This is a genomic window from Ralstonia flatus (genome assembly GCF_958439105.1).
Classification (GTDB): Bacteria; Pseudomonadota; Gammaproteobacteria; order Burkholderiales; family Burkholderiaceae; genus Ralstonia; species Ralstonia flatus.
In genome coordinates this window covers 451515-470644 of record NZ_CAUDLI010000001.1, presented here as the reverse complement: position 1 = coordinate 470644, position 19130 = coordinate 451515, and the positions used below count along the sequence as shown (strand labels likewise).

Below are 19130 nucleotides of genomic sequence, written 5' to 3'. Positions count from 1 at the left end.
GCTGCGCGACGCCACAAGCCGCTGCAAGGCGCGCACTTCCACGGCATCATCTCGTCTTTCGATTTTCGAAGCGCTGCCGCCCCGACGGGCGCGCGGCGCATTCGCATGCCTGCTTTTGCCGTCATCCTCTTTACGCTGACGCTCGATGCCATGGGCGTCGGGCTGATCCTGCCCATCCTGCCGAGCCTGCTGCGCGAGCTGGATCACACGGGCGACATCGCATTCGAATTCGGCCTGCTGATCGCGGCGTACGCGGCGATGCAGTTTGTCTTTGCGCCGATCCTGGGCGCGCTGGCGGACCGTTACGGGCGCCGGCCGGTGCTGCTGGTGTCGCTGGCGGGCGCGGCGGTCGACTACCTCGTCATGGCGCTGTCGCCGCACGCGTGGGTGCTGTACGTCGGCCGCGTGGTGGCAGGCATCACCGGTGCCAACTATGCGGTGGCGACGGCATACATCGCCGACATCACCGCGCCGGCCGATCGCGCGCGCCGTTACGGGCTGATGAACGCGTGCTTCGGCCTCGGGTTCATCGCCGGGCCGGCCTTGGGCGGGCTGCTCGGCGACTGGTGGCTGCGTGCGCCGTTCCTGCTGGCGGCGGCGCTCAATGGCGTCAATTTTTTGGTGGCCTGCTTTGCGTTGCCGGAATCGCGCCGCGCTGAACGTGCGCCGTTTGCGTGGCGTGCGCTGCTGCCGGTGCAATCGCTGCGTCGCGTGGCGCGTGTACCGACGCTGTTGCCGTTGCTGGCCGTGCTGGCCATCATCGAAATCGTCGGGCAGATTCCGCAAACGCTGTGGGTCATTCACGGCGAAGCGCACTTCGGTTGGGACACGCGCGCCGCCGGCTTGTCACTGGCGGCTTACGGGATGATGCATGCGCTCGCGCAGGCATTCCTGACCGGGCCGATTGCGCGTGCGCTGGGTGAGCGCTGCGCCGTCGTGGCGAGCGTGATGATGGATGTCGCGGGCTTTGCGGCGATGGCGTGGATCAGCGCCGGCTGGATGGTCTATCCGACCATGGTGCTGCTGTGCATGGCCGAGACCGGCATGCCGGCGCTGCAGGCGATGCTCTCGCGCCAGGTGGGCGAGCATGAGCAGGGCGAATTGCAGGGCGCGCTGGCCAGCCTCGCCAGCGTGGCCGCCATGATCGGGCCGCTGGCAGCCACAGCGTTTTATGCGCTGACGGCGCCGGTGTGGTCGGGCGCGGTCTGGCTGATGGGCGCGCTGCTGAACGGCGTATGCCTCATGTTGCTGATGGGCGGCGCGGCCAGGCGCGCCGCACGGACATAGCACCGCTTACTTGGCCGCAGCATTCCACGGATACGCCAGCCACGCATCGAAGCGCTTGGCGAACTCACCGCTCTCTGCGGTCTGCCGCAGCCACTGGTCGACGAAGTTCTTGAACACGACGTCGCGCGGCAGCAGGTAGGCCTTTTCGGAGAAATCGAACGGCGCTTCCGGATGCACGGCGCACAGTTCCGGGTGCAGCATCTGCTGCAGCTTCGTTTCCACCGCGTCGGTCATCATGAGGTCTGCGCGGCCGGCGACAATCTCGTTGAAGATTGTCACGTTGTCCGGATACACGCGAATCTGCGCCTGCTTCAGATGCTCGCGCGCGAATTTCTCGTTGGTGCCGCCCGGGTTGACCACGGCACGCACATTCGGCTGGTCGATCTGCGCCAGCGTCTGATACTTCGACTGGTTCTCGCAGCGCGTGATCGGCGTCTTGCCGTCGCGCTGATACGGGATCGAATAGAACGCCTTCTTCTGCCGCTCCAGCGTGACCGACACCCCGCTCATGGCGATGTCGTAGCGGTCGGCCGCAAAGTCCTGCATCAGCGTCGACCACGTGGTCGGCACGATTTCCAGCTTCACGCCGAGTGCCTTGGCCAGGCGTTCGCCCATCTCGACGTCCAGGCCGATGAAGCGGCCATCGGCGGGGTTCTTGTAGGTAAAGGGCTTGTAGTCGCCGGTGGTGCCGACGCGCAGCGTGCCGCGCGCGAGGATTTCGTCGAGGCGGTTGGTGGCTTGCGTCGTGGTTTGCGCCAGGGCGGGTGCCGCGGCGCAGGCGCACAGCAGCAGGGCGCTGGCGCGGATGAAACGGTTGAACATGGAATCCCCCTGAAAAATCAAAAGCGCGACCGCCCAGTCACCCGGGCCGGTCGCGCCCATCTCAACGCCGGCTTACTGGCCCGACGCCCTGTTCCATTGCAGCGCGTTGAGCACCGCCAGCGACATCGCCGTCACGCCTGTCTTGATGGACGGCTCCGGCACAGGCGCGAACAGCGGCGAATGATTGGTCGGCAGCGGCTTGGCGCCCGGCTTGAGCGAGGCGAAGAACGTCTGCGGATCGTTCACGCCGATGAAGAAGAACATCGACGGGATGCCCGCGTCAACAAACGCCGAGAAATCTTCGCTGGCCGTGATGGGTGGCACGCGCAGTACGCGGTCGTTCCCAAAGGCGGTCTTGAACATCGCCTCGGTGCGCGCGACCACGGCCGGGTCGTTGTTGACCGCCTTGCCGCCCTCGGTGATCTTGATCTCGGCGTCCGGCGCGCCCGACATTTCGGTGACGGCCTTGGCCGTGCGGCGGATACCGTCGAGCATCTTCTGGCGCACGGCCGGCTTGTACGAGCGGATCGTGCCACGCAGAAGCACGCTGTCAGGAATGATGTTTTCAGCGCTGCCGCCCTGGATGGCGCCGATGCTCACCACGCCGAATTCCTGCGGATCCTTCTCCCGGCTGATCACGCTTTGCAGGTCGACCACGAAGCGCGCCGCCATCATCACGGGGTCGATGGTCTTGTCAGGTGCGGAGCCGTGCCCGCCGCGGCCTTTGAACGTAATTTCCAACCCGTCGGAGTTGGAGGTGACCGGGCCGCTGTTGAACACGATCGAACCGTACGGCCCCGGGCCCGTGTGCAGCGCAAACGCATAGTCGGGCTTGGGGAAGCGCTTGAAGAAGCCGTCGTCGATCATGCTCTGCGCGCCCGATACGGTTTCTTCGGCAGGCTGTGCGACGAACACCAGTGTCCCGTGCCAGCGGTCCTTGAGCGACACCAGCGTCTTCGCCGTGCCCACCCACGACGCCATGTGCAGGTCGTGCCCGCAGCTATGCGCGACGCCCACGTCTTCGCCGCGCCATTTCGTGTGGACGTGGCTGGCGTAGGGCAGGCCGGTTTTCTCTTCCATCGGCAGCGCATCGAGTTCGGTACGCACGAGGATCGTCGGGCCGGCCCCGTTGCGATAGACCGCCACCACGCCGGTCTTGCCGACATGCTCCGTCACGTCAAAGCCGATCTTGCGCATCTGCTCAGCCAGCTTGGCCGCCGTGCGCGTTTCCTGAAACGCCAGTTCCGGGTGCGCGTGGATGTCTTTGTAGAGCAGGTCGAGCTGACCGTATTCCGCATTGACCGCTGCATCCACCGCCGGTTTGATCTGCGCCACGTCGATCCCGCCGGCCGTGGCGGCCGCCTGTGCGGGCGTAGAAGACGCGCCGCCCGTGCTGAACGGAATCTGTGCGAATGCCGGCAAGGCAGCACCGGCCAGCATCCAAGCGAGCGCAGTACGTTTCAAACGGATGGGTGGCGTGATCATGTTGTCTCCTGTCGTTGTGGTGGCGCCAACAAAGTCGTTGCTTCGTCAATCGAATCGATTATGCGACGTGATTCAAACCATGTGCACCCGGGGGCATCCCGAAGTCGATCTTCGTGGACCCGACACACGGAAACGCGCGCTCAGGAATAAGCGTCACGCTTGGCACTCGATAGGCGCTTTCCTAGACTGGGTCAGGTGTGCTGTTCCAGTGAATCGAACATCGAAACGCGGATGAACCCGACGACGTCCTGTCTACAGCTAGCGTTTCGCGATGCCCCGCCCGGGGAGACGGCGATTCGTGCGGCGCTGGAAGCCGCGCAGCGGGTGCTTGAGCGCAGCGGGGTGTCCCCGCGCGAGGCGTTCGCGGCCTACCAGGCTTTCGCGAGCGGGGCGGGGAGCCCCGACACGCTTGCGCTGACGTTCGCCCGGGCCGAAGCCGAGGCCATGGACACATTGGCCGCGCACGGCTACGCCCGCTACGGCTCGGTCAGCCTGGCGGCGCTCTAAGCGCCTGCGGTGGCCGCGCGCGTTTCAGTTTCAGACTTCTGCTGTCTTGCCGCCCAGCCGCCGTGCCGTCTCGGACACATGGCGATGGATGCGCGCGAGGAAATCGATCTCCGCTGCGCGCGTCGGCGAATGCCCCAGCGCCTGCGAGAGATGCGTCGCCACGAATGACGACTGCGGCGCCAGCATGCTGATCAGCCGCAGCAACTCGCGGCGCGCCTGGCTGGCGTCGTAACCGAGGTGATCGGCCAGGGCCAGCAGCGCGTCTTGGTCGATGGCGTCGTAGCGGGCGTGCGCGTCCGGCGAGAGTTCATCGGCATTCCATTCGTTGGCGTAGACCGCCGCACAGAACAGGTGATCGTGCGCGGCAAGGCGGATGCCGTCCGCACCGATGTGGAAATGCAGTGTGCCGGCCGAGGCATTGCGTCCGCCGATCAACAGGCAGAACACCATCCAGCGGAACAGCGCGGCGGTTGCAGACGCCGGATCCGCGCACAGGCGTGCGCATTCTGCGACCTGCTCGACGGTGATCGGCAGGAAGCGGTGCTTGGGCGAGAGCCCCAGCAATTGCACCGCCGAGACGACATAGCGCGCCTGCACCAGCGCAGTGTCGTCGCTCTTGCAGCGCAGCGTGCGATCAAGGCGCTGCACCACGGCGGCAGTTTCCGGAAATTGGCGCAGCCCGATGAACGGCGTGTCTAGACCGATGCTGCGGCCAAGCAGCGTGGCCCAGCAGTGATTGATGGTGGCGTAAGGAAGTTGCGCGCCCTCGCCAAGATCCAACCGGACGAAGTGGCTCGATTGCGCGGCATTGGCCGGCGCGGAAAACCGGCCCAGCCACATCGATACGGGCAAGCCATTCGAAGCCAGGAAGGGCAGGCTGATTTCTTCGGCCGCCGCGGCTGTATCGGTGCCGTAGCGTGCGCGAGGTTCGGCCACGCGCAGCGGCGTGCTGCGGGGCGGGCGCCCGACGGTTTGCTGGAACTGCAGCACGAGATCGCGTTCGGACAGCCCGTCGGCGCGGCCGCTGCACGGCTTGAGGCCGCTGGGCACCAGCGTCAGCGGGCCGTCCAGATGCGGTGCCGCTTGTGCAAGATGCTCCAGCGCCGGGGCCGCCGCCTTGGGCGTGTTGCGCGCCGCTTCCGGCAGCAGGTATTCAAAGAAGTGGCGCACCGGCTGGGCTTTTGCCGTGTCGGCGATATGGCCGGCGGTACGTGGCAGGTGCGGGCTCAGATCAAAGCCTTGCGACGAAGCCTGCCAGCGGGAATCGTATTCGAACGCCCAACCGCTGCGGCCGCACGATAGCTGACCGATCAGATGCTTATTCAGGTAGACGTCCAGCATGCGCGTATCCAACGTATTTGATGGAGCGTGCGTAGTCGGCTGTGCAGCGGAGAACCCGCCGGCAATTGGGAATTCGGCTGTTTTGCATTCAATACGCCATTCCCTTGCACGCCCCTCATCGACCGATGGCGAGCATAACAAAGAAAATCCGCTCAACAAGCCGAGATATCCGATTTCGATGATGCAATTTTCTCAAATCGGATTATCGGATCGTTAAGATCGAGTGCGCGTTGGTCGATGTTTCAGGCGTCTACTTCAGTTTTGCAGATTTTCTAAATCGTGCCGCAAAGCCAATGCCGACGCCATTGAATAAATTGCACGATGAACGCGACGGCATGGCATTCATTACAAATTCCGGATTTAACGCCGTGGCAATGTGGAGGCGGCGATGACATCGCCGCATTGCTGGAGAATTCAACCGCGGTTTTAAGCGTCGGCTTCAAGCGGATTTGCGCAAGCCACGGCGCCCCGAACCGCCGGGGCGCTCACTCGGCCATTCAGCGGCTGGAACGCAAAAGCGAATCTTTTTCGCTTGCGGCTGGGGTCGCATTTGCATCGGCTTTTTTTCCTGGCGCGAATACGCCCGTCGACAGCGACGTCCCGAGCAGGATCACGGCGCAGCCGATCACCATGTTCAGCGTCAGTTGCTCGCCCAGGAACAGGATGCCCCACAGCACCCCAAACACTGGGATCAGGAAGGTGACCGACACGGCGCGGGTCGGCCCCACATGCGCGACCAGGCGGAAGAACAGGATGTAGGCCACGCCCGTGCAGGCGATGCCCAATGCGATGACGTGCAGCCACACGCTGCCGGTGGGCGTCTGCGCGGGCCATAGCCAGTAGGCCAGCGGTGCGAGCACGATGGTGGCAGCCACTTGGCTGCCGGTCGCCACGGCCAGCGGCGGTACGCCGGTCAGGAAACGCTTGGTGTAGCTGCTCGCCACGCCGTACAGCACGGTGGCCGACAGCGCTGCGGCCACCGCTACGCCGCCTTGCTTTGCATCGATGACAGACGACCCGCCCACCAGCACGATCACGCCGATGAAGCCGATCGCCAATCCCAGCACGCGCAGCGACGACATCCGCTCGCCCAGCCATGTAAAGGCAACGATGGCCGCAAACAACGGCGCGGCCGCATTGAGCACCGAGGTAAAGCCCGCCGTGAGCGTAAGTTCGGCATAGGCGAAGAGGCAGAACGGGATGGCCGAATTCAGCACGCCCACGGCCAGCAGATGCGGCCAGTGCGTGCGCAGCGCCCCCATGCCGCCGCGCACAGCGAGCGTCGGGACGAGGAAGCACGAGGCGATGGCCACCCGCAGCGCGATCAGTGCAACCGGTCCGAAGGGCGGCGCAGCCACGCGCATGAACAGGAAGGAGCCGCCCCACAGGGCTGCGAGAGTGAGGAGTTCAAGCACATCGGAGCGGCGCATGGGGGGTCTCGTTATCGTTGTTGGATGATGTGCGCGCATTGTCCGCGCGATTTGGTTTTTATGCAGGCAGTAACGCCAGCAAGCCTTGGCGACCGTCGCCGGGCATGGGCAGGCGTTCGCCGACCTGCGCGGGGTGTCCTTCGATCCGCAGCAGCGCGGCCTTGCGTGGCAACCCGCCGGCGTAGCCCGTGAGGGCACCATCGGCGCCCACCACGCGGTGGCACGGGATGGCAATCGAGATCGGGTTGCGGCCCACGGCGGTGCCCACCGCGCGCGCATGTTCGCGCGTGAGCCCCAGGCGAGCCGTGATCTGGCCATAGGTGGTGCGACTGCCGAACGCGATGTCGCACAGCAGACGCCAGACGTCTTGCTGGAACGGTGTGCCGTCAGGCGCCATTGGCAGATCGAAGTCCTGCAACTTGCCGGCAAAGTACGCCGTGAACTGTGCCTGCGCCTCGCGGATGACTGCGACGTCCGCACCCGCCGCCATGCGCCCGGCGTTCGCGGGAATCGTCTTCTGGCCGGGAAAGAACGCGCCGGTCAGGTGGGTGTCGGTGGCGGTCAGCAGCAGATCGCCGAGGGGGCAGGCAAAGGTGTGGCGATACATGGCGGTCGAATCGTCAGTGCGACGCAGGTTGGGCGAGGGCGTCCTCGCGATGCCAGAGATGCATGGCGGCATACGCGCGCCACGGCGCCCAGGGTTCGGCACGCTCGACCATGGCGCGGCGCGTGGGCAGCGTGCCGTCGCCGTCTGCAAGGCGTTTGCGCAAGACGTAGTCGCCCAGCGGAAATGCATTCGGCCAGCCCAAGGCGCGCATGGCGACGTATTGCGCTGTCCATTCACCGATGCCGGGCAACGCCTGCAACGCGGCCAGCGTGGGGACGAGCGGCACCAGCGGTTCGAGCCGCAGGCCTCCGCTGTCGACGGCGCGGGCGAGTTCAACGACGGCGGCAGCGCGGCTCGCCTGCAGACCGGTCTGCGCCGACAGCGCCTGCGCATCGATGTTCGCCAGTGCCGCAGCGCTCGGAAATGCGGTGGACAACCCCTCGCGCGGTTGCTGCAACGGCACGCCATACACGGCAGTCATGCGCCCGAGAATGCGCCGCGCCTGCGCGAGCGAAATCACCTGCCCGGCGATGGCGCGCACCGCAATTTCGAAGCCGTCCACGGCGCCCGGCACGCGCAGGCCGGGCGTTTCGGCAGCAAGCGTGCCGAGGTGCGCATCGACCAGATCCGGCCGGCAATCGAGATCGAACAGCCGCCGCGCGCGTGCCAGCACCGGCGGCATGGCGTGCAGCAGGCTGGGCGACAGCGTCAGTGCCACCGCGTGGCGTTGCGGCACATTGCGCGCGTGCAGCCAGCCGATGTGTCGCGTGCCGCCGTAGTCGACGGTGATCGTGCGCGCGTAGCTGTCGGCGTCGACGACCTCCACGCCGTCCACGGCACGGGCGCGCAGAAACTCGAGCAATGCCTGCCACGCAAACGGCGGCCGGTAGCCGAGCATGAGCGTGGGGCCGTCTTCGGTGCGGGGCCCTGTCGTGCGCGAACGCAGGCGCGTCGGTGCAAAGCCGTAATGCTCGTTAAAGCCGCTGTTCAGCCGTCGGACGCTTCCGAAGCCGGCCGCAAAGGCGACATCGCCGACCGGCATGGCGGTGTCGGTCAACAGTTGCTTGGCGAGCAGCAGGCGCTGCGTTTGCGCGTATTCGATGGGGGAGACGTCGAACTCCGCGCGGAAGATGCGGCGCAGGTGACGGTCGGTCACGCCCACGGCCGCGGCCAGTGCAGCAAGGTCGTGCTCTTGCAGAAAGCCCTCGTCGATCATGCGGGCGGCGGCACGGGCAAGGTTGGACGACATCTCCGCCAGGCTGTGGCCCGGTGCCAGTTCCGGCCGGCAGCGCAGGCATGGCCGAAAGCCCGCGCGCTCGGCCGCGGCGGCGGTGGCGAAGAAGCGGCAGTTCTTCTCGAGCGGTGTGCGGACCGCGCAAACCGGGCGGCAATATACCCCGGTGGATGTCACACCGACGAAGAACCAGCCGTCGAAGCGGCGATCGCGCGACTGCACGGCGTGGTAGCAGGCGTTGTGGTCGAGATGCATGGTGGTGATCGGGGAAGCTGGCAGCTAGTCTAGCCCTGTCGAGTCGCAGGCGTTCGCCGGATTCGGACACATCCCTCGATGCCAAACCATCGGTATCTCGGCACAATTGCGAACACAACAACACATCGGGAGACCGGCATGTCCAAGACCATCGTCATTACCGGCGGGAGCCGGGGTATCGGTCGCGCCACGGCGGTGCTGTGTGCGCAACGCGGCTGGTCTGTCGCGCTGCAATATCGCGGCAACAGGCAGGCTGCGGAAGAGACGGTGGGCCTGATCGAGCAGGCCGGCGGCCATGCGCTGGCCGTGCAGGGCGATGTGTCGAGCGACGAAGACGTGATTGCCCTGTTCGAGGCGGCGGCCGGACGCTTTGGCGCGCTGCACGGCGTGGTCAACAACGCCGGCATCGTGGCCGAGGCGCAGGACGTGGCCGACATGACCACGCACCGGCTGCGCACGATGTTCGAGACCAATGTCCTCGGCGCCTTTCTGGTGGCGCGCGAGGCGGCGCGGCGCCTGTCAACGTCGCGCGGCGGCGTGGGCGGTTCAGTGGTGAACGTGTCGTCAGCGGCGTCGCGGCTGGGGTCGCCGCACGAATACGTCGACTACGCTGCCTCCAAGGGGGCCGTCGATACGATGACGTTGGGGTTGGCCCGTGAACTCGGGCGCGATGGCGTGCGCGTGAATGCCGTGCGCCCCGGCTTGATCGAGACCGATATCCACGCCTCGGGCGGCCAGCCCGACCGCGCTCAGCGCCTGGGCAGCGCCACGCCGATCGGCCGCCCCGGTACGCCGCAGGAAGTGGCCGAGACCATCGTCTGGCTGCTCTCCGACGCGGCGTCGTACGTGACCGGGGCGCTGCTGGACTGCGCGGGCGGGCGCTGACTGCGGATCAGGCGTCGGCCCCGGCGCGGAAGGTGTCGCACTGGCGGATATCGCCGCCGTCGAAGCCCTGGCGGAACCAGTGCATGCGTTGCTCCGACGTGCCGTGCGTGAAGGCATCGGGCGTGACGCTGCGGCCGGCGTTGCGCTGCAGGGTGTCGTCGCCGATGGCGTGTGCGGCGGTGAGCGCCTGTTCCAGGTCGCCGCGCTCCAGCAGGCCGCGTTGCTGCGCATAGTGGCCCCACACGCCGGCCAGGCAATCGGCCTGCAGCTCCAGCTTGACCGACAGCGCATTCGCCCCGGCCTGCGATTTGCCGGCCTGCGCGCGGCTGACCTTTTCCGACACGCCCAGCAGATTCTGCACATGGTGCCCGACCTCGTGCGCGACGACGTAGGCGGCGGCAAAGTCGCCGGGCGCGCCAAACTTGCGGCGCAGCTCGTCAAAGAAGCCAAGGTCGAGATAGACCTTCGTGTCAGCGGGGCAATAGAACGGGCCGACGGCCGAGGTGGCTTCGCCGCAACCTGAGCGGATGCCCTGGCGGAACAGCACCAGCTTGGGCGGCTGATACGCGCGCCCAGCTTGCTTGAACAGTTGGCTCCACGTGTCTTCGGTGTCGCCGAGCACGTGCGAAACCAACTGCTTGCTGCGGTCGTTGTCGGTTTCGCCGGTGGGCCGGGCGGGACTGTGCTGCGCGGATTGCGTCGGTGCATTCTGCGAGACCTGCATCACCATGCTGAGGATTTCCAGCGGGTTCTTGCCCATCAGCAAGCCCACCACGGCCACGATTGCGATGCCGCCGATGCCCAGCCGCATGCCGCCGCCGCCAAAGCCGCCGCCCGAGGATGCGCGCTCATCCTCCACGTTGTTGCTTTCGCGCATGTCATCCCAACGCACGATGTTCTCCTTAAGGCCGGTGAGGCGAGTAGGGCAAGGTAAGGCCGGATGTCACACCCGGTAAACTTTGCAAAGTCTACCTGCTGTGCGTACGTACGGACATGCCGCCGCGCTGCCGAATCGTCTGCGCGCAGCGCCGACGCGAGGAGTGTCAAGGGTTTGCGGGCGTTTGCGGCGCTGCACCAAAGCCGGCAAGAAACTTGCTAACCAAGGCTGCTCATCCCCCGTCCGGCTGTCACACAGATGACATGCGGCGGTTCCCGAATAACGATCGGCAGAAGATGACGCTGCCGCTCCATGATGTCGAGTTCTCACCATGCGCTTGCCCGCTTCGATCACTGCTCAACCCCCCGTTGCCACAGAGCCGTCGCATCTGGCTGCGACCCATGTTGATCCGACCGAGGTGTCGGACGTGGGGCAGACCGCAGCCGAGCGCAAGTCGTGGTGGGAGCGCGTGTCGAGTGTCGTGTTAGGCGGCGCCTTCAGCAGCGTTGCCGCCGCGCTGATTGCCGTGACGGGCGCGACTTACGTTGGGATGTACCACGCGCCGTGGGTGAAGAGTCTTGCCAGCCACACGCCGACGGCCGAGCAGGCCGGCGATGCGATGAGTGTTGCCATGGCCGCCGGCCCGGCCAACGCTGCTGCCCCGGCGTCGACCGCTGCACCTGCGCCGGCGGACGCTGCCACGCAACCCGCATCGCCCGACCGGGTTGCGGCCGCGCGCGACCGGATGGAGCAACGCGTCTATTCGCAGGTGCAGCAGCCCCGCGCCCGCACCGTGGCCGAACGCGAGACGATGCAGGACAACGACGATGCGCCGGCACCTGCCAGCCCGCGCCGCCATCATCGCGGCACGCGCTACATGCGCCATAGCGCGCCATTCAACGCAGCCTGGTACAAGGGCGCCTGAGCTGTCCTCGCAGCCTCTAGGCCAGTCGTAACGGGCGATCCGCCTCGACGTTTTCCAAGGCGTGCATTGCTGCCACCAGGCGGCGGTACAGCGATTCGGACACCGGCAGAATCGGCGCGCGCGTGTCTGCGCCAATGCGTCCCTCCGCTGACAACAACGCCTTGACTGGCGCCGGATTCGGCTCTGCAAACAGCAGCGCAGCCAACGGCGCCAACGCGCCCGCCAGGCGTCTGGCCTCGTCGATGCGGCCAGCGCGATGATGTGCGACCAGCGCCACGAACAACTCCGGCCGCAGATGCGCGCCGGCCAGGATGCCTCCCGCGCCGCCGTGTGCGAGGCAATCGAGCAATGCGCTGTCGTCGCCGCTCAGCACGTCGAGCGGCCCGCCCTGCAACGCGCCAAAATGCTCAGCCACACATTCCTTGATGGCGACGATGTTGGATTGCCCGGCCAGCGCCAACGCGGTCTGCGGGGCGATCGAGACGCCTGTGCGTTTGGGCACGTTGTAGAGCACCACCGGGCCGGCCGTGCTGGCGGCCACCTGCGCGTAATGCCAACGCAATCCTGCTTGCGACGGGCAGACGTAATACGGCGGCGGCACGAGGTAGCCCGCGCTGTTCCAGCGCTCGTAATGACGGATCTGCGCGCACACCTCGCGCGTGTCCGCCGCGCCTACGCCGATCAGAAAAGGGGTGCGGTCGCCGCAAGCGTCGGCGATGGCCTCCAGCACGGTGTAGCGCTCGATCTGAGAGAGCAGCGCGGCTTCACCGGTCGTGCCCAGCGCAACGAAGCCCGACACGCCCGCGCCCTGGTAATGGCGCACCAGCCGCCGGAGGGCAGCGGTGTCGACCTGGCCATGGTGGAACGGCGTGACCAGCGGAATCCAGATTCCCGAAAACATGGCGCGCCTCAATGCAGCAGCGCATGCGCGCGTTTGTGGGACGTGCTCAGCGGCGTGATGCGGCCCAGCGTGGCGCGGGGCAGGCCACGCAGCAGCGCGCCCACCACCGCATCGACATCCGCATGCGGCAGTTCGAGGTCGACCGTGACTGCCTTGCGGCGAGCGTCATGCCGGACGATGTACAGCCCAAGCGTGTCGCCAAGCAGCGCATGCAGCTGCCGCCGAACCGCGTGCGGGGCATCGCCGGGCACCGTCACGCGCAGGCACACATATTGGCGTGCCGGCAGCGCTACCGCGCGAGGCACAGTCGCCGGCGAGGGCGGCAGCAATTGCGGAATCAGCGAAGACAGGAGCATCGATCGCGCCATGATGAGTTGGCGACGGCCCGCGTCGCCATGTCGTTGAACATGACGACACCGTATCGATTCGCTCGTAAAAAGCGTGAAAAAGGGGCGTGACGCTGCGTAAAGAAAGCGTAAATGCTCAGGCAGCGCGCACAGCCTTGCGACGACGCAGCGCGATGATCGTCAGCGAGATGCCGCTCACCGCAGCGGCCGTCAGCACGTAGTAGCTCGGTGCCAGCGTATCGCCCGTCGTGTGGACCAGCCATGTGACGATGAACGGCGCGAACCCGCCAAACAGCGTCACGCCGAGGCTGTAGCCGAGCGACAGCCCGGTCGAGCGCACGCGCGTGGGGAAGATCTCCGACATCAGCGCCGGCATCGGGCCCGAATACGCGGCCTTGAAGATGCCCGACACAGCTTGCAGCGCCAGCAGCGCACCGATGGTCGGGTACGCGCGCAACAGCGCAAACATCGGGTAGATCAGCAGGATCATCAGCACCGACGTGCTGAGCATGATGCGGATGCGGCCAATGCGATCCGACAGCGCGCCCATCACGGGTGAGAGCAGAAACTGCAGCCCGCCATTGAGTACCACCACCGCGAACGACTGTGCCGCCGGCAGATGCAGTTGCTTGACGGCATACGTCGGCATGTAGAGCTGGAGTACGTACACCGACACGGTGGACTGCGCCACCACGCCCACCGCCAGCAGCAGGTTCGTCCACTGCGCTTTGAACGACGCTTCCGGATCGACGGTCGTCTTCTTCTGCTCGGCGACGAACTCGGGCGTTTCATCCAGATGGCGGCGGATGTAGAAACCCACCGGGCCGACCAGCAAGCCGAAGACGAACGGCAACCGCCAGCCCCAGCCTTCCAGATCGGCCGGCGTGAGCGACGCGGTGAGCAGCGCCCCGAGCCCGGCCGCCAGAATGGTGGCAATACCTTGGCTGGCGAATTGCCAGCTGGCGTAGTAGCCGCGCCCACGCGTGCTGTGCTCGACCATGAAGGCGGTCGCGCTGCCGAATTCACCGCCCACCGCAAAGCCCTGCACCAAACGTGCGAGCAGGATCGTGATGGGCGCGACGATACCGATCTGCTGATAGCTCGGCATCACGGCAATCGCCAGCGTGCCGACGATCATCAGCAGGATCGACAGCGTGAGCGCCGCCTTGCGCCCCTTTCTGTCGGCATACATGCCCAGCACGATCGCGCCGACCGGCCGCGTGATGAACGACACGCCAAAGCTGCCCACTGCAAACAGCAGCGACACCCATTCGTCATCGGCCGGAAAGAACAGCTTGCCGATGACCGACGCGAAGAAGCCGTAGACGAGAAAGTCGTACCACTCCAGCGCATTGCCGATCGACGACGAAATGACGATGCGGCGTGCGTGCGCTGCACTCGTTGTTGCGTGCCGAGCAGGTGCAGCAGTGCCTGCCGCAGAGGGGGCGGTCATGATGAGGGTTCCTTTGGTGCCGGCCGGGATCGTTTTTATGGGAACTGCAGCGCGTTGCCCGCCCGGTCCGACGGGTCAGCGCGCTGGTGCGGCGGGGCTTTCTTAGAAGCCCACCGCGTGGCCGTCGCGGCGGCTGTCGCTGGCGGCCACGTAGCCGTGGTCGGCGTCGTCCGACAGGCGCCAGATGAACTGGCCGGAGCCGAAATCCATGTACGGATCGGCCACCGATTCGAGCTTGTGGCCGCGTGCTTCCAGTGCAGCGACGGTCTTGGCGTTCATCGTGCCTTCCACGTCGAGCGTGAAATCGCGGTTGACCTTCCAGCGCGGTGCATCGCACGCGGCCTGGGGCTGCTGCTTGTAATCGAGCATGCGCACAAGCGTCTGCAGGTGGCCTTGCGGCTGCATGTCGCCGCCCATCACGCCGAAGCTCATCTGCGGCTGGCCGTCCTTGGTCAGGAACGCCGGAATGATGGTGTGGAATGGCCGCTTGCCGCCTTCCACCACGTTGGCCGAACGCGCGTCCATCGAAAAACCGAAGCCGCGGTTCTGCAGGCTGATGCCGGTGCCGGGCACCACCACGCCGGAACCGAAGCCCATGTAGTTGGACTGGATGAACGAGACCATCATGCCGCTCTCGTCGGCGGCCGTCAGGTACACCGTGCCGCCGGCGCGCGGCATGCCGAAGGTCGGCATCTGCGCGCGGCGCATGTCGATGAGCTTCGCGCGTGCATCGAGGTACGCGTCGTCGAGCATCTGCTCTGGCGTGACTTCCATCGAGCGCGGGTCGGCCACGTATTTGTAGAGATCGGCAAACGCCAGCTTCATCGCTTCAATCTGCAGATGCTGCGAATCGGCGGAGTCGACCGGCAGGGCGCCAAGATCGAAGCGATCCAGAATGCCCAGCGCGATGAGCGCGGCGATGCCCTGGCCGTTCGGCGGGATCTCGTGCAGGTCGTAGCCGCGGTAGCGCTTGGTGATCGGTTTGACCCATTCGGGACGATAGTCGCGCAGGTCTTGCGCGGTCATGCCGCCGCCGCATTCGCGCGAATAGGCGGCGATGCGTTCAGCGAGTTCACCTTCGTAGAAATCGCGGCCATTGGTCTGGCCGAGGCGGCGCAGCGTGGCGGCTGCGTCGGGCAGTTTGAATTTTTCGCCCACTTCCGGCGCGCGGCCGTGCGGCATGAAGGCCTGCGCGTAGCCGGGCTGGTTGTGCAGCTCGGGAATGGCCGCCGCCCATTTGTGCGCGACGATGGGCGCGATGGTGTGGCCGCGCTCGGCAATCTCGGCGGCGGGTTCCAGCACGTCGGCAAACGACAGCTTGCCGAAGCGCTCATGCAACGCGGCCCATGCCGAGATGGCGCCGGGCACGGTTACCGCGTCCCAGCCGCGCGTGGGGCGCTTGGGGTTGCCGTTGGCGTCTTCGCCGTATTTCTTGCGGAAGTAATCGAGGTTCCAGGCCTGCGGCGCGGTGCCGGAGGCGTTCAGGCCGTGCAGTTCCTTGCCGTCCCAGAGGATTGCGAATGCATCGCTGCCGAGGCCGCACGAGACGGGCTCGACCACGGTCAGCATGGCCGCTGCGGCGATGGCCGCATCCACGGCGCTGCCGCCCGCGAGCAGCATGCGTAGCCCAGCCTGCGCGGCCAGCGGGTGCGACGTGGACACAACGTTGCGCGCAAACAGCGGAATGCGCACGGTCGGATAGGGGTTTTGCCAGTCGAAGCGATGGGACATGGGGCTCAAGCGGTGATCAGCGGGAAGGGTTGACGAACGATTATTTGCGGTGCGCTGGATTTAATAAAGTTAAAATTCATTGGATATTGCTTAAGAAAAACTTGAGAGTCCGCTGCGCATTGCCGTGAGTACCGTCCGCTTTCTCCGCACCTTCGTCGCCGTGGCCCGTCATGGCTCGTTTGCCGCCGCTGCCGAGCGCGTGGCCCTGACGCAGGCCGCGGTGAGCCTGCAGATGCGTGCGCTCGAAGCCGAACTGCGCCGTGACCTGTTCGACCGGTCCGGCCGCACTGTCACGCTGAATGCGCACGGCCGCGCGCTGCTGCCGCAAGCCGAGCACCTGCTGGGCCTGTACGACGCCATGCGCATCGGCGATGAACCGCAGACGGAACTGTCCGGCGCGGTGGCGATCGGCGCGGTGGTGTCGGTGATGGGGTCGCTCGCGCATGCGGTGGCGGGGCTCAAGCAGGTGCACAAGGGGCTGGACGTCAAGCTCATCACCGGCAAATCGGGCGAGCTGGCGGAGCAGGTGGAGGCGGGCGAGCTGGATGGGGCGCTGGTGGTCGAGCACCTTGAGCGCCTGCCCGCCAACCTCGCGTGGCACCCGCTCTATACCGAACCGCTGGTGGTGGTGGCGGGCCGCCACACGCGCGGTCGTGCGGAAGAAGTGTTGCGCACCCATCCGTTTCTGCGCTTCGACCGCGCGGTGCGCACCGGCGCGCTCATCGACCGGGCCCTGCGCAAGACGCACATGGCGGTCAACGAGTTCATCGAAGTCAATTCAATCGAGGCGATTGTCGAGCTGGTGCGTCAGCAGGTCGGGGTCACGCTGGTGCCGCGTCTGCGCCGTGCAAGCTGGGAGAGCGATCCCGCCCTGCGCGTGCTGCCCATGCCGCCACACACGCCGGTACGCACGGTCGGCATGATCGAGCGAAAAGAGCATGTGCGGCACGGTGTGATTCAGGCGGTACTCGATGCGCTCGAAACCACACTTGGCAATTCCGGCGCTTAGACTGATGGCACCAAGGCTCGCTCTGGAGGCCACGATGGACGCATTCATTCAACGCTGGCGGGACGAATTAATCCTGCTTGCCCGGATTCTGATGATGGTGCTGTTTGTGATGTCGGGCTGGGGCAAGCTGACGGGCTTTCAGGGCACGGTCGGCTACATGGCCAGTACGGGCGCACCCCTGCCGATGGTGGCCGCGGCGGTGGCCGTTGTCATGGAGTTTGGTGTGGGCATCGCCTTGCTGATCGGCCTGTGGACGCGGCCGCTGGCGCTGCTGATGGCGCTGTTCGTGCTCGGCACGTCGTTCATCGCCCATTCCTACTGGGATATGGAAGGCGCCATGGAGGCCGCCAACAAGATCCAGTTCTACAAGAACCTGAGCATCATGGGCGGGCTGTTGCTGCTGGCGGCTGCGGGGCCGGGCAGATACGCGGTACAGAAGTCGTAACGCGCCGCTTCAGCGCAACGACCGCTGCACCAGCACCAGCACGGCAAACAGGCCGCACGCCACGGCAAACCAGCTGAAGAGTTGCGTGCCGGCCAGCAGCGTGGCTTGGCGATCGATTTCCGCGGACAGGCTCGCCAGGCGCTCCGGCGTCATCGGGTTCATGGTCTGCAGGTCAGAGGTGAACCGCGTGACATGCGCCACGATCAGCGAGCGCGATTCCGCCTGCTGCGTCTGCAGCGACACGGCGGCCAGCCCTGTGCCCACCGCCGTCGCAAACTGCCGCGCGATGTTCTTCATCTGGTAGCCGTGCGCAAAATCTTCCCGGTCCAGATCGAGGTACGTCATCATCGCCACCTGGATCATCACCGCGCCCGGCGTGATGCCTTCCAGCATCGACACGGGGAAGAACGCGTAGTCCGGCGCGCCCGGCATCAAGCTCGTTCCCAGCACCAAGGCCGCGGCTGCATACACGGCAAAGCCCATGGCGATAAAGCGGCGCTTGCGGAAGAAGAACGGCAGCCAGACCGTCATGACCACGGCCACCACGGTCGATACCGCCCCGCTGATCATCAGGAACAGCGTGGTCGTGCGGAATGTAAAACCCAGGCCGCCTTGTGACACCGCCGGAAACAGGTACGACCAGTAACCGCTCATCAGGTAATAGACGCCGTAAAAGCCGATGCCCCACAGATAGCGGCGGCCGTTCAGGCGAGAGAGATCGAGCCAAGGGTCGGGGTGCGTGCGCAGGCGGTGGATGGCCAGCAAGAGGGAAGCCGTACCGCCCAGCAGCAACAGCGGAATCGCCGGCGAGGCCGTCAGCCGGCTGTAGCGCAGCTCCGACAGGCCCACTAGGAACGACAGCGCGCCGATGGCCATGGCGCCCACGCCAATCCAATCCCATTGGCTTTGTTGCGGCGGGGCTTCATCGGGGCGGCGTGCGGCGCGTGTGCGCGGCTGATGATGCTCGGGCGGCAGGAAGAACACCGCCATCCAGGCCACGCCGGCCAGCGCCAGTTCGATCCAGAAGATCACGCGCCACTCGCTGTATTCGAGCACTTCAGCGCAGATCCACGGTGCAATCGTGGTCAGCCCGAACAGGCCGACGCTGAACATCAGCATTGGCGGAATGCGTTCGTCCGGCTCCGCCGTGAGCTGCACGAGGATGCGCGACGCCGAGAACAGCCCGCCCGCGCCCAGGCCCTGGATGGTCCGTCCGATGACGAGTTCGCCGATGTTGTTGGATTGCGCGCACACCACGCAGCCGATGGCGAACAGCACGATGCCCACCAGCGAATACATCCGGTAGCCCACGTGCGCCGCAATGCGGCCGATGGCGAGGTTGGCGACGACGGCCGCCACGGCATACGCTGTGACAGCGTACAGGTAGGCATCGGGGCTCGCATGCACACCGCCCTGGATGTGCTGGCCCGCCACGGCGAACATCTGCGACGAGACGAAATCGAGACCCGTTGAGAGCCCCATCGCCAGCCCAAAAGCATGGACGCGCGCCGAAGAAAAGTGGGGAAATGCCCGCAGCGACGCGGGTTTGAGGATTTGCAGCGACATGTGCCCGAGCATAAACTTGCCCG

Annotated in this window: 18 protein-coding genes; 6 read left to right on the top strand and 12 right to left on the bottom strand. The window is 66.1% G+C overall.

Translation table 11 applies throughout. The annotated features are described in order from the left end of the window. The first annotated feature begins 105 nt into the window (after positions 1–105). Complete coding sequence (tet, locus tag R2676_RS02240) at positions 106–1287, top strand: Tet(A)/Tet(B)/Tet(C) family tetracycline efflux MFS transporter (RefSeq protein WP_206274188.1); 1182 nt, start codon at positions 106–108, stop codon at positions 1285–1287. 6 nt (positions 1288–1293) lie between these two features. On the opposite strand, the gene R2676_RS02235 is transcribed toward tet, so the two are convergent. Together R2676_RS02235 and R2676_RS02230 are read right to left on the bottom strand one after the other, a co-directional pair. Continuing rightward, positions 1294–2109: a transporter substrate-binding domain-containing protein gene (locus R2676_RS02235; RefSeq protein WP_206274187.1), complete on the bottom strand. Its 816-nt coding sequence runs from the start codon at positions 2107–2109 to the stop codon at positions 1294–1296. A gap of 72 nt (positions 2110–2181) precedes the next feature. After that, positions 2182–3594, bottom strand: coding sequence for a M20 family metallopeptidase (locus R2676_RS02230; protein ID WP_206274186.1), 1413 nt, complete (start codon positions 3592–3594; stop codon positions 2182–2184). Positions 3595–3825: 231 nt separating this feature from the next. On the opposite strand from R2676_RS02230, the gene R2676_RS02225 reads away from it, so the two are divergent. Further along, complete coding sequence (locus R2676_RS02225) at positions 3826–4101, top strand: hypothetical protein (RefSeq protein ID WP_027680695.1); 276 nt, start codon at positions 3826–3828, stop codon at positions 4099–4101. A 30-nt stretch (positions 4102–4131) separates the two neighbouring features. On the opposite strand, the gene R2676_RS02220 is transcribed toward R2676_RS02225, so the two are convergent. From R2676_RS02220 to R2676_RS02205, 4 genes are all read right to left on the bottom strand, one after another. Then, positions 4132–5442 (bottom strand): HipA N-terminal domain-containing protein, encoded by a 1311-nt coding sequence (locus R2676_RS02220; protein WP_206274185.1) that lies wholly within the window; start codon positions 5440–5442, stop codon positions 4132–4134. A gap of 497 nt (positions 5443–5939) precedes the next feature. Next, a complete protein-coding gene (locus R2676_RS02215; protein ID WP_206274184.1) occupies positions 5940–6872 on the bottom strand; it encodes a DMT family transporter in 933 nt (310 codons plus the stop codon). A 58-nt stretch (positions 6873–6930) separates the two neighbouring features. Then, on the bottom strand, positions 6931–7479 hold the full coding sequence (locus R2676_RS02210; protein WP_206274324.1) for a methylated-DNA--[protein]-cysteine S-methyltransferase: 549 nt from the start codon (positions 7477–7479) through the stop codon (positions 6931–6933). Between the two features lie 13 nt (positions 7480–7492). Beyond that, positions 7493–8968 carry a DNA-3-methyladenine glycosylase 2 family protein gene (locus R2676_RS02205; protein WP_206274183.1) on the bottom strand — a complete coding sequence of 492 codons (1476 nt, stop codon included), beginning with the start codon at positions 8966–8968 and terminating at the stop codon, positions 7493–7495. A 138-nt stretch (positions 8969–9106) separates the two neighbouring features. On the opposite strand from R2676_RS02205, the gene R2676_RS02200 reads away from it, so the two are divergent. After that, complete coding sequence (locus R2676_RS02200) at positions 9107–9853, top strand: SDR family oxidoreductase (protein ID WP_012762724.1); 747 nt, start codon at positions 9107–9109, stop codon at positions 9851–9853. 7 nt (positions 9854–9860) lie between these two features. Here the strand turns inward: R2676_RS02200 and ypfJ are convergent, their stop codons facing one another. Then, on the bottom strand, positions 9861–10745 hold the full coding sequence (ypfJ, locus tag R2676_RS02195; RefSeq protein ID WP_206274182.1) for a KPN_02809 family neutral zinc metallopeptidase: 885 nt from the start codon (positions 10743–10745) through the stop codon (positions 9861–9863). Positions 10746–11061: 316 nt separating this feature from the next. On the opposite strand from ypfJ, the gene R2676_RS02190 reads away from it, so the two are divergent. Beyond that, positions 11062–11655, top strand: a complete 594-nt coding sequence (locus R2676_RS02190) for a hypothetical protein (protein ID WP_206274181.1) — start codon at positions 11062–11064, stop codon at positions 11653–11655. A 16-nt stretch (positions 11656–11671) separates the two neighbouring features. Here R2676_RS02190 and dapA read toward each other — a convergent pair whose 3' ends face one another. The 4 genes from dapA to R2676_RS02170 form a co-directional block, all read right to left on the bottom strand. Then, on the bottom strand, positions 11672–12556 hold the full coding sequence (gene dapA, locus R2676_RS02185) for a 4-hydroxy-tetrahydrodipicolinate synthase (protein WP_206274180.1): 885 nt from the start codon (positions 12554–12556) through the stop codon (positions 11672–11674). A gap of 8 nt (positions 12557–12564) precedes the next feature. Beyond that, a complete protein-coding gene (locus tag R2676_RS02180) occupies positions 12565–12912 on the bottom strand; it encodes a hypothetical protein (RefSeq protein WP_206274179.1) in 348 nt (115 codons plus the stop codon). A gap of 127 nt (positions 12913–13039) precedes the next feature. Next, entirely contained in the window at positions 13040–14356 is a 1317-nt protein-coding gene (locus R2676_RS02175; RefSeq protein ID WP_206274178.1) for an MFS transporter, read from the bottom strand. A 102-nt stretch (positions 14357–14458) separates the two neighbouring features. After that, positions 14459–16087 carry a gamma-glutamyltransferase family protein gene (locus R2676_RS02170; protein WP_206274323.1) on the bottom strand — a complete coding sequence of 543 codons (1629 nt, stop codon included), beginning with the start codon at positions 16085–16087 and terminating at the stop codon, positions 14459–14461. Positions 16088–16211: 124 nt separating this feature from the next. Between R2676_RS02170 and R2676_RS02165 the strand changes: the two genes are divergently transcribed. Beyond that, the gene (locus R2676_RS02165) at positions 16212–17096 is read left to right on the top strand and encodes a LysR family transcriptional regulator (protein ID WP_206274177.1); all 885 of its coding nucleotides are present in this window, start codon (positions 16212–16214) and stop codon (positions 17094–17096) included. A gap of 34 nt (positions 17097–17130) precedes the next feature. Next, on the top strand, positions 17131–17541 hold the full coding sequence (locus tag R2676_RS02160; protein WP_206274176.1) for a DoxX family protein: 411 nt from the start codon (positions 17131–17133) through the stop codon (positions 17539–17541). A 9-nt stretch (positions 17542–17550) separates the two neighbouring features. On the opposite strand, the gene R2676_RS02155 is transcribed toward R2676_RS02160, so the two are convergent. Then, the gene (locus R2676_RS02155) at positions 17551–19107 is read right to left on the bottom strand and encodes an MFS transporter (RefSeq protein ID WP_206274175.1); all 1557 of its coding nucleotides are present in this window, start codon (positions 19105–19107) and stop codon (positions 17551–17553) included. Between the last annotated feature and the right edge of the window lie 23 nt (positions 19108–19130).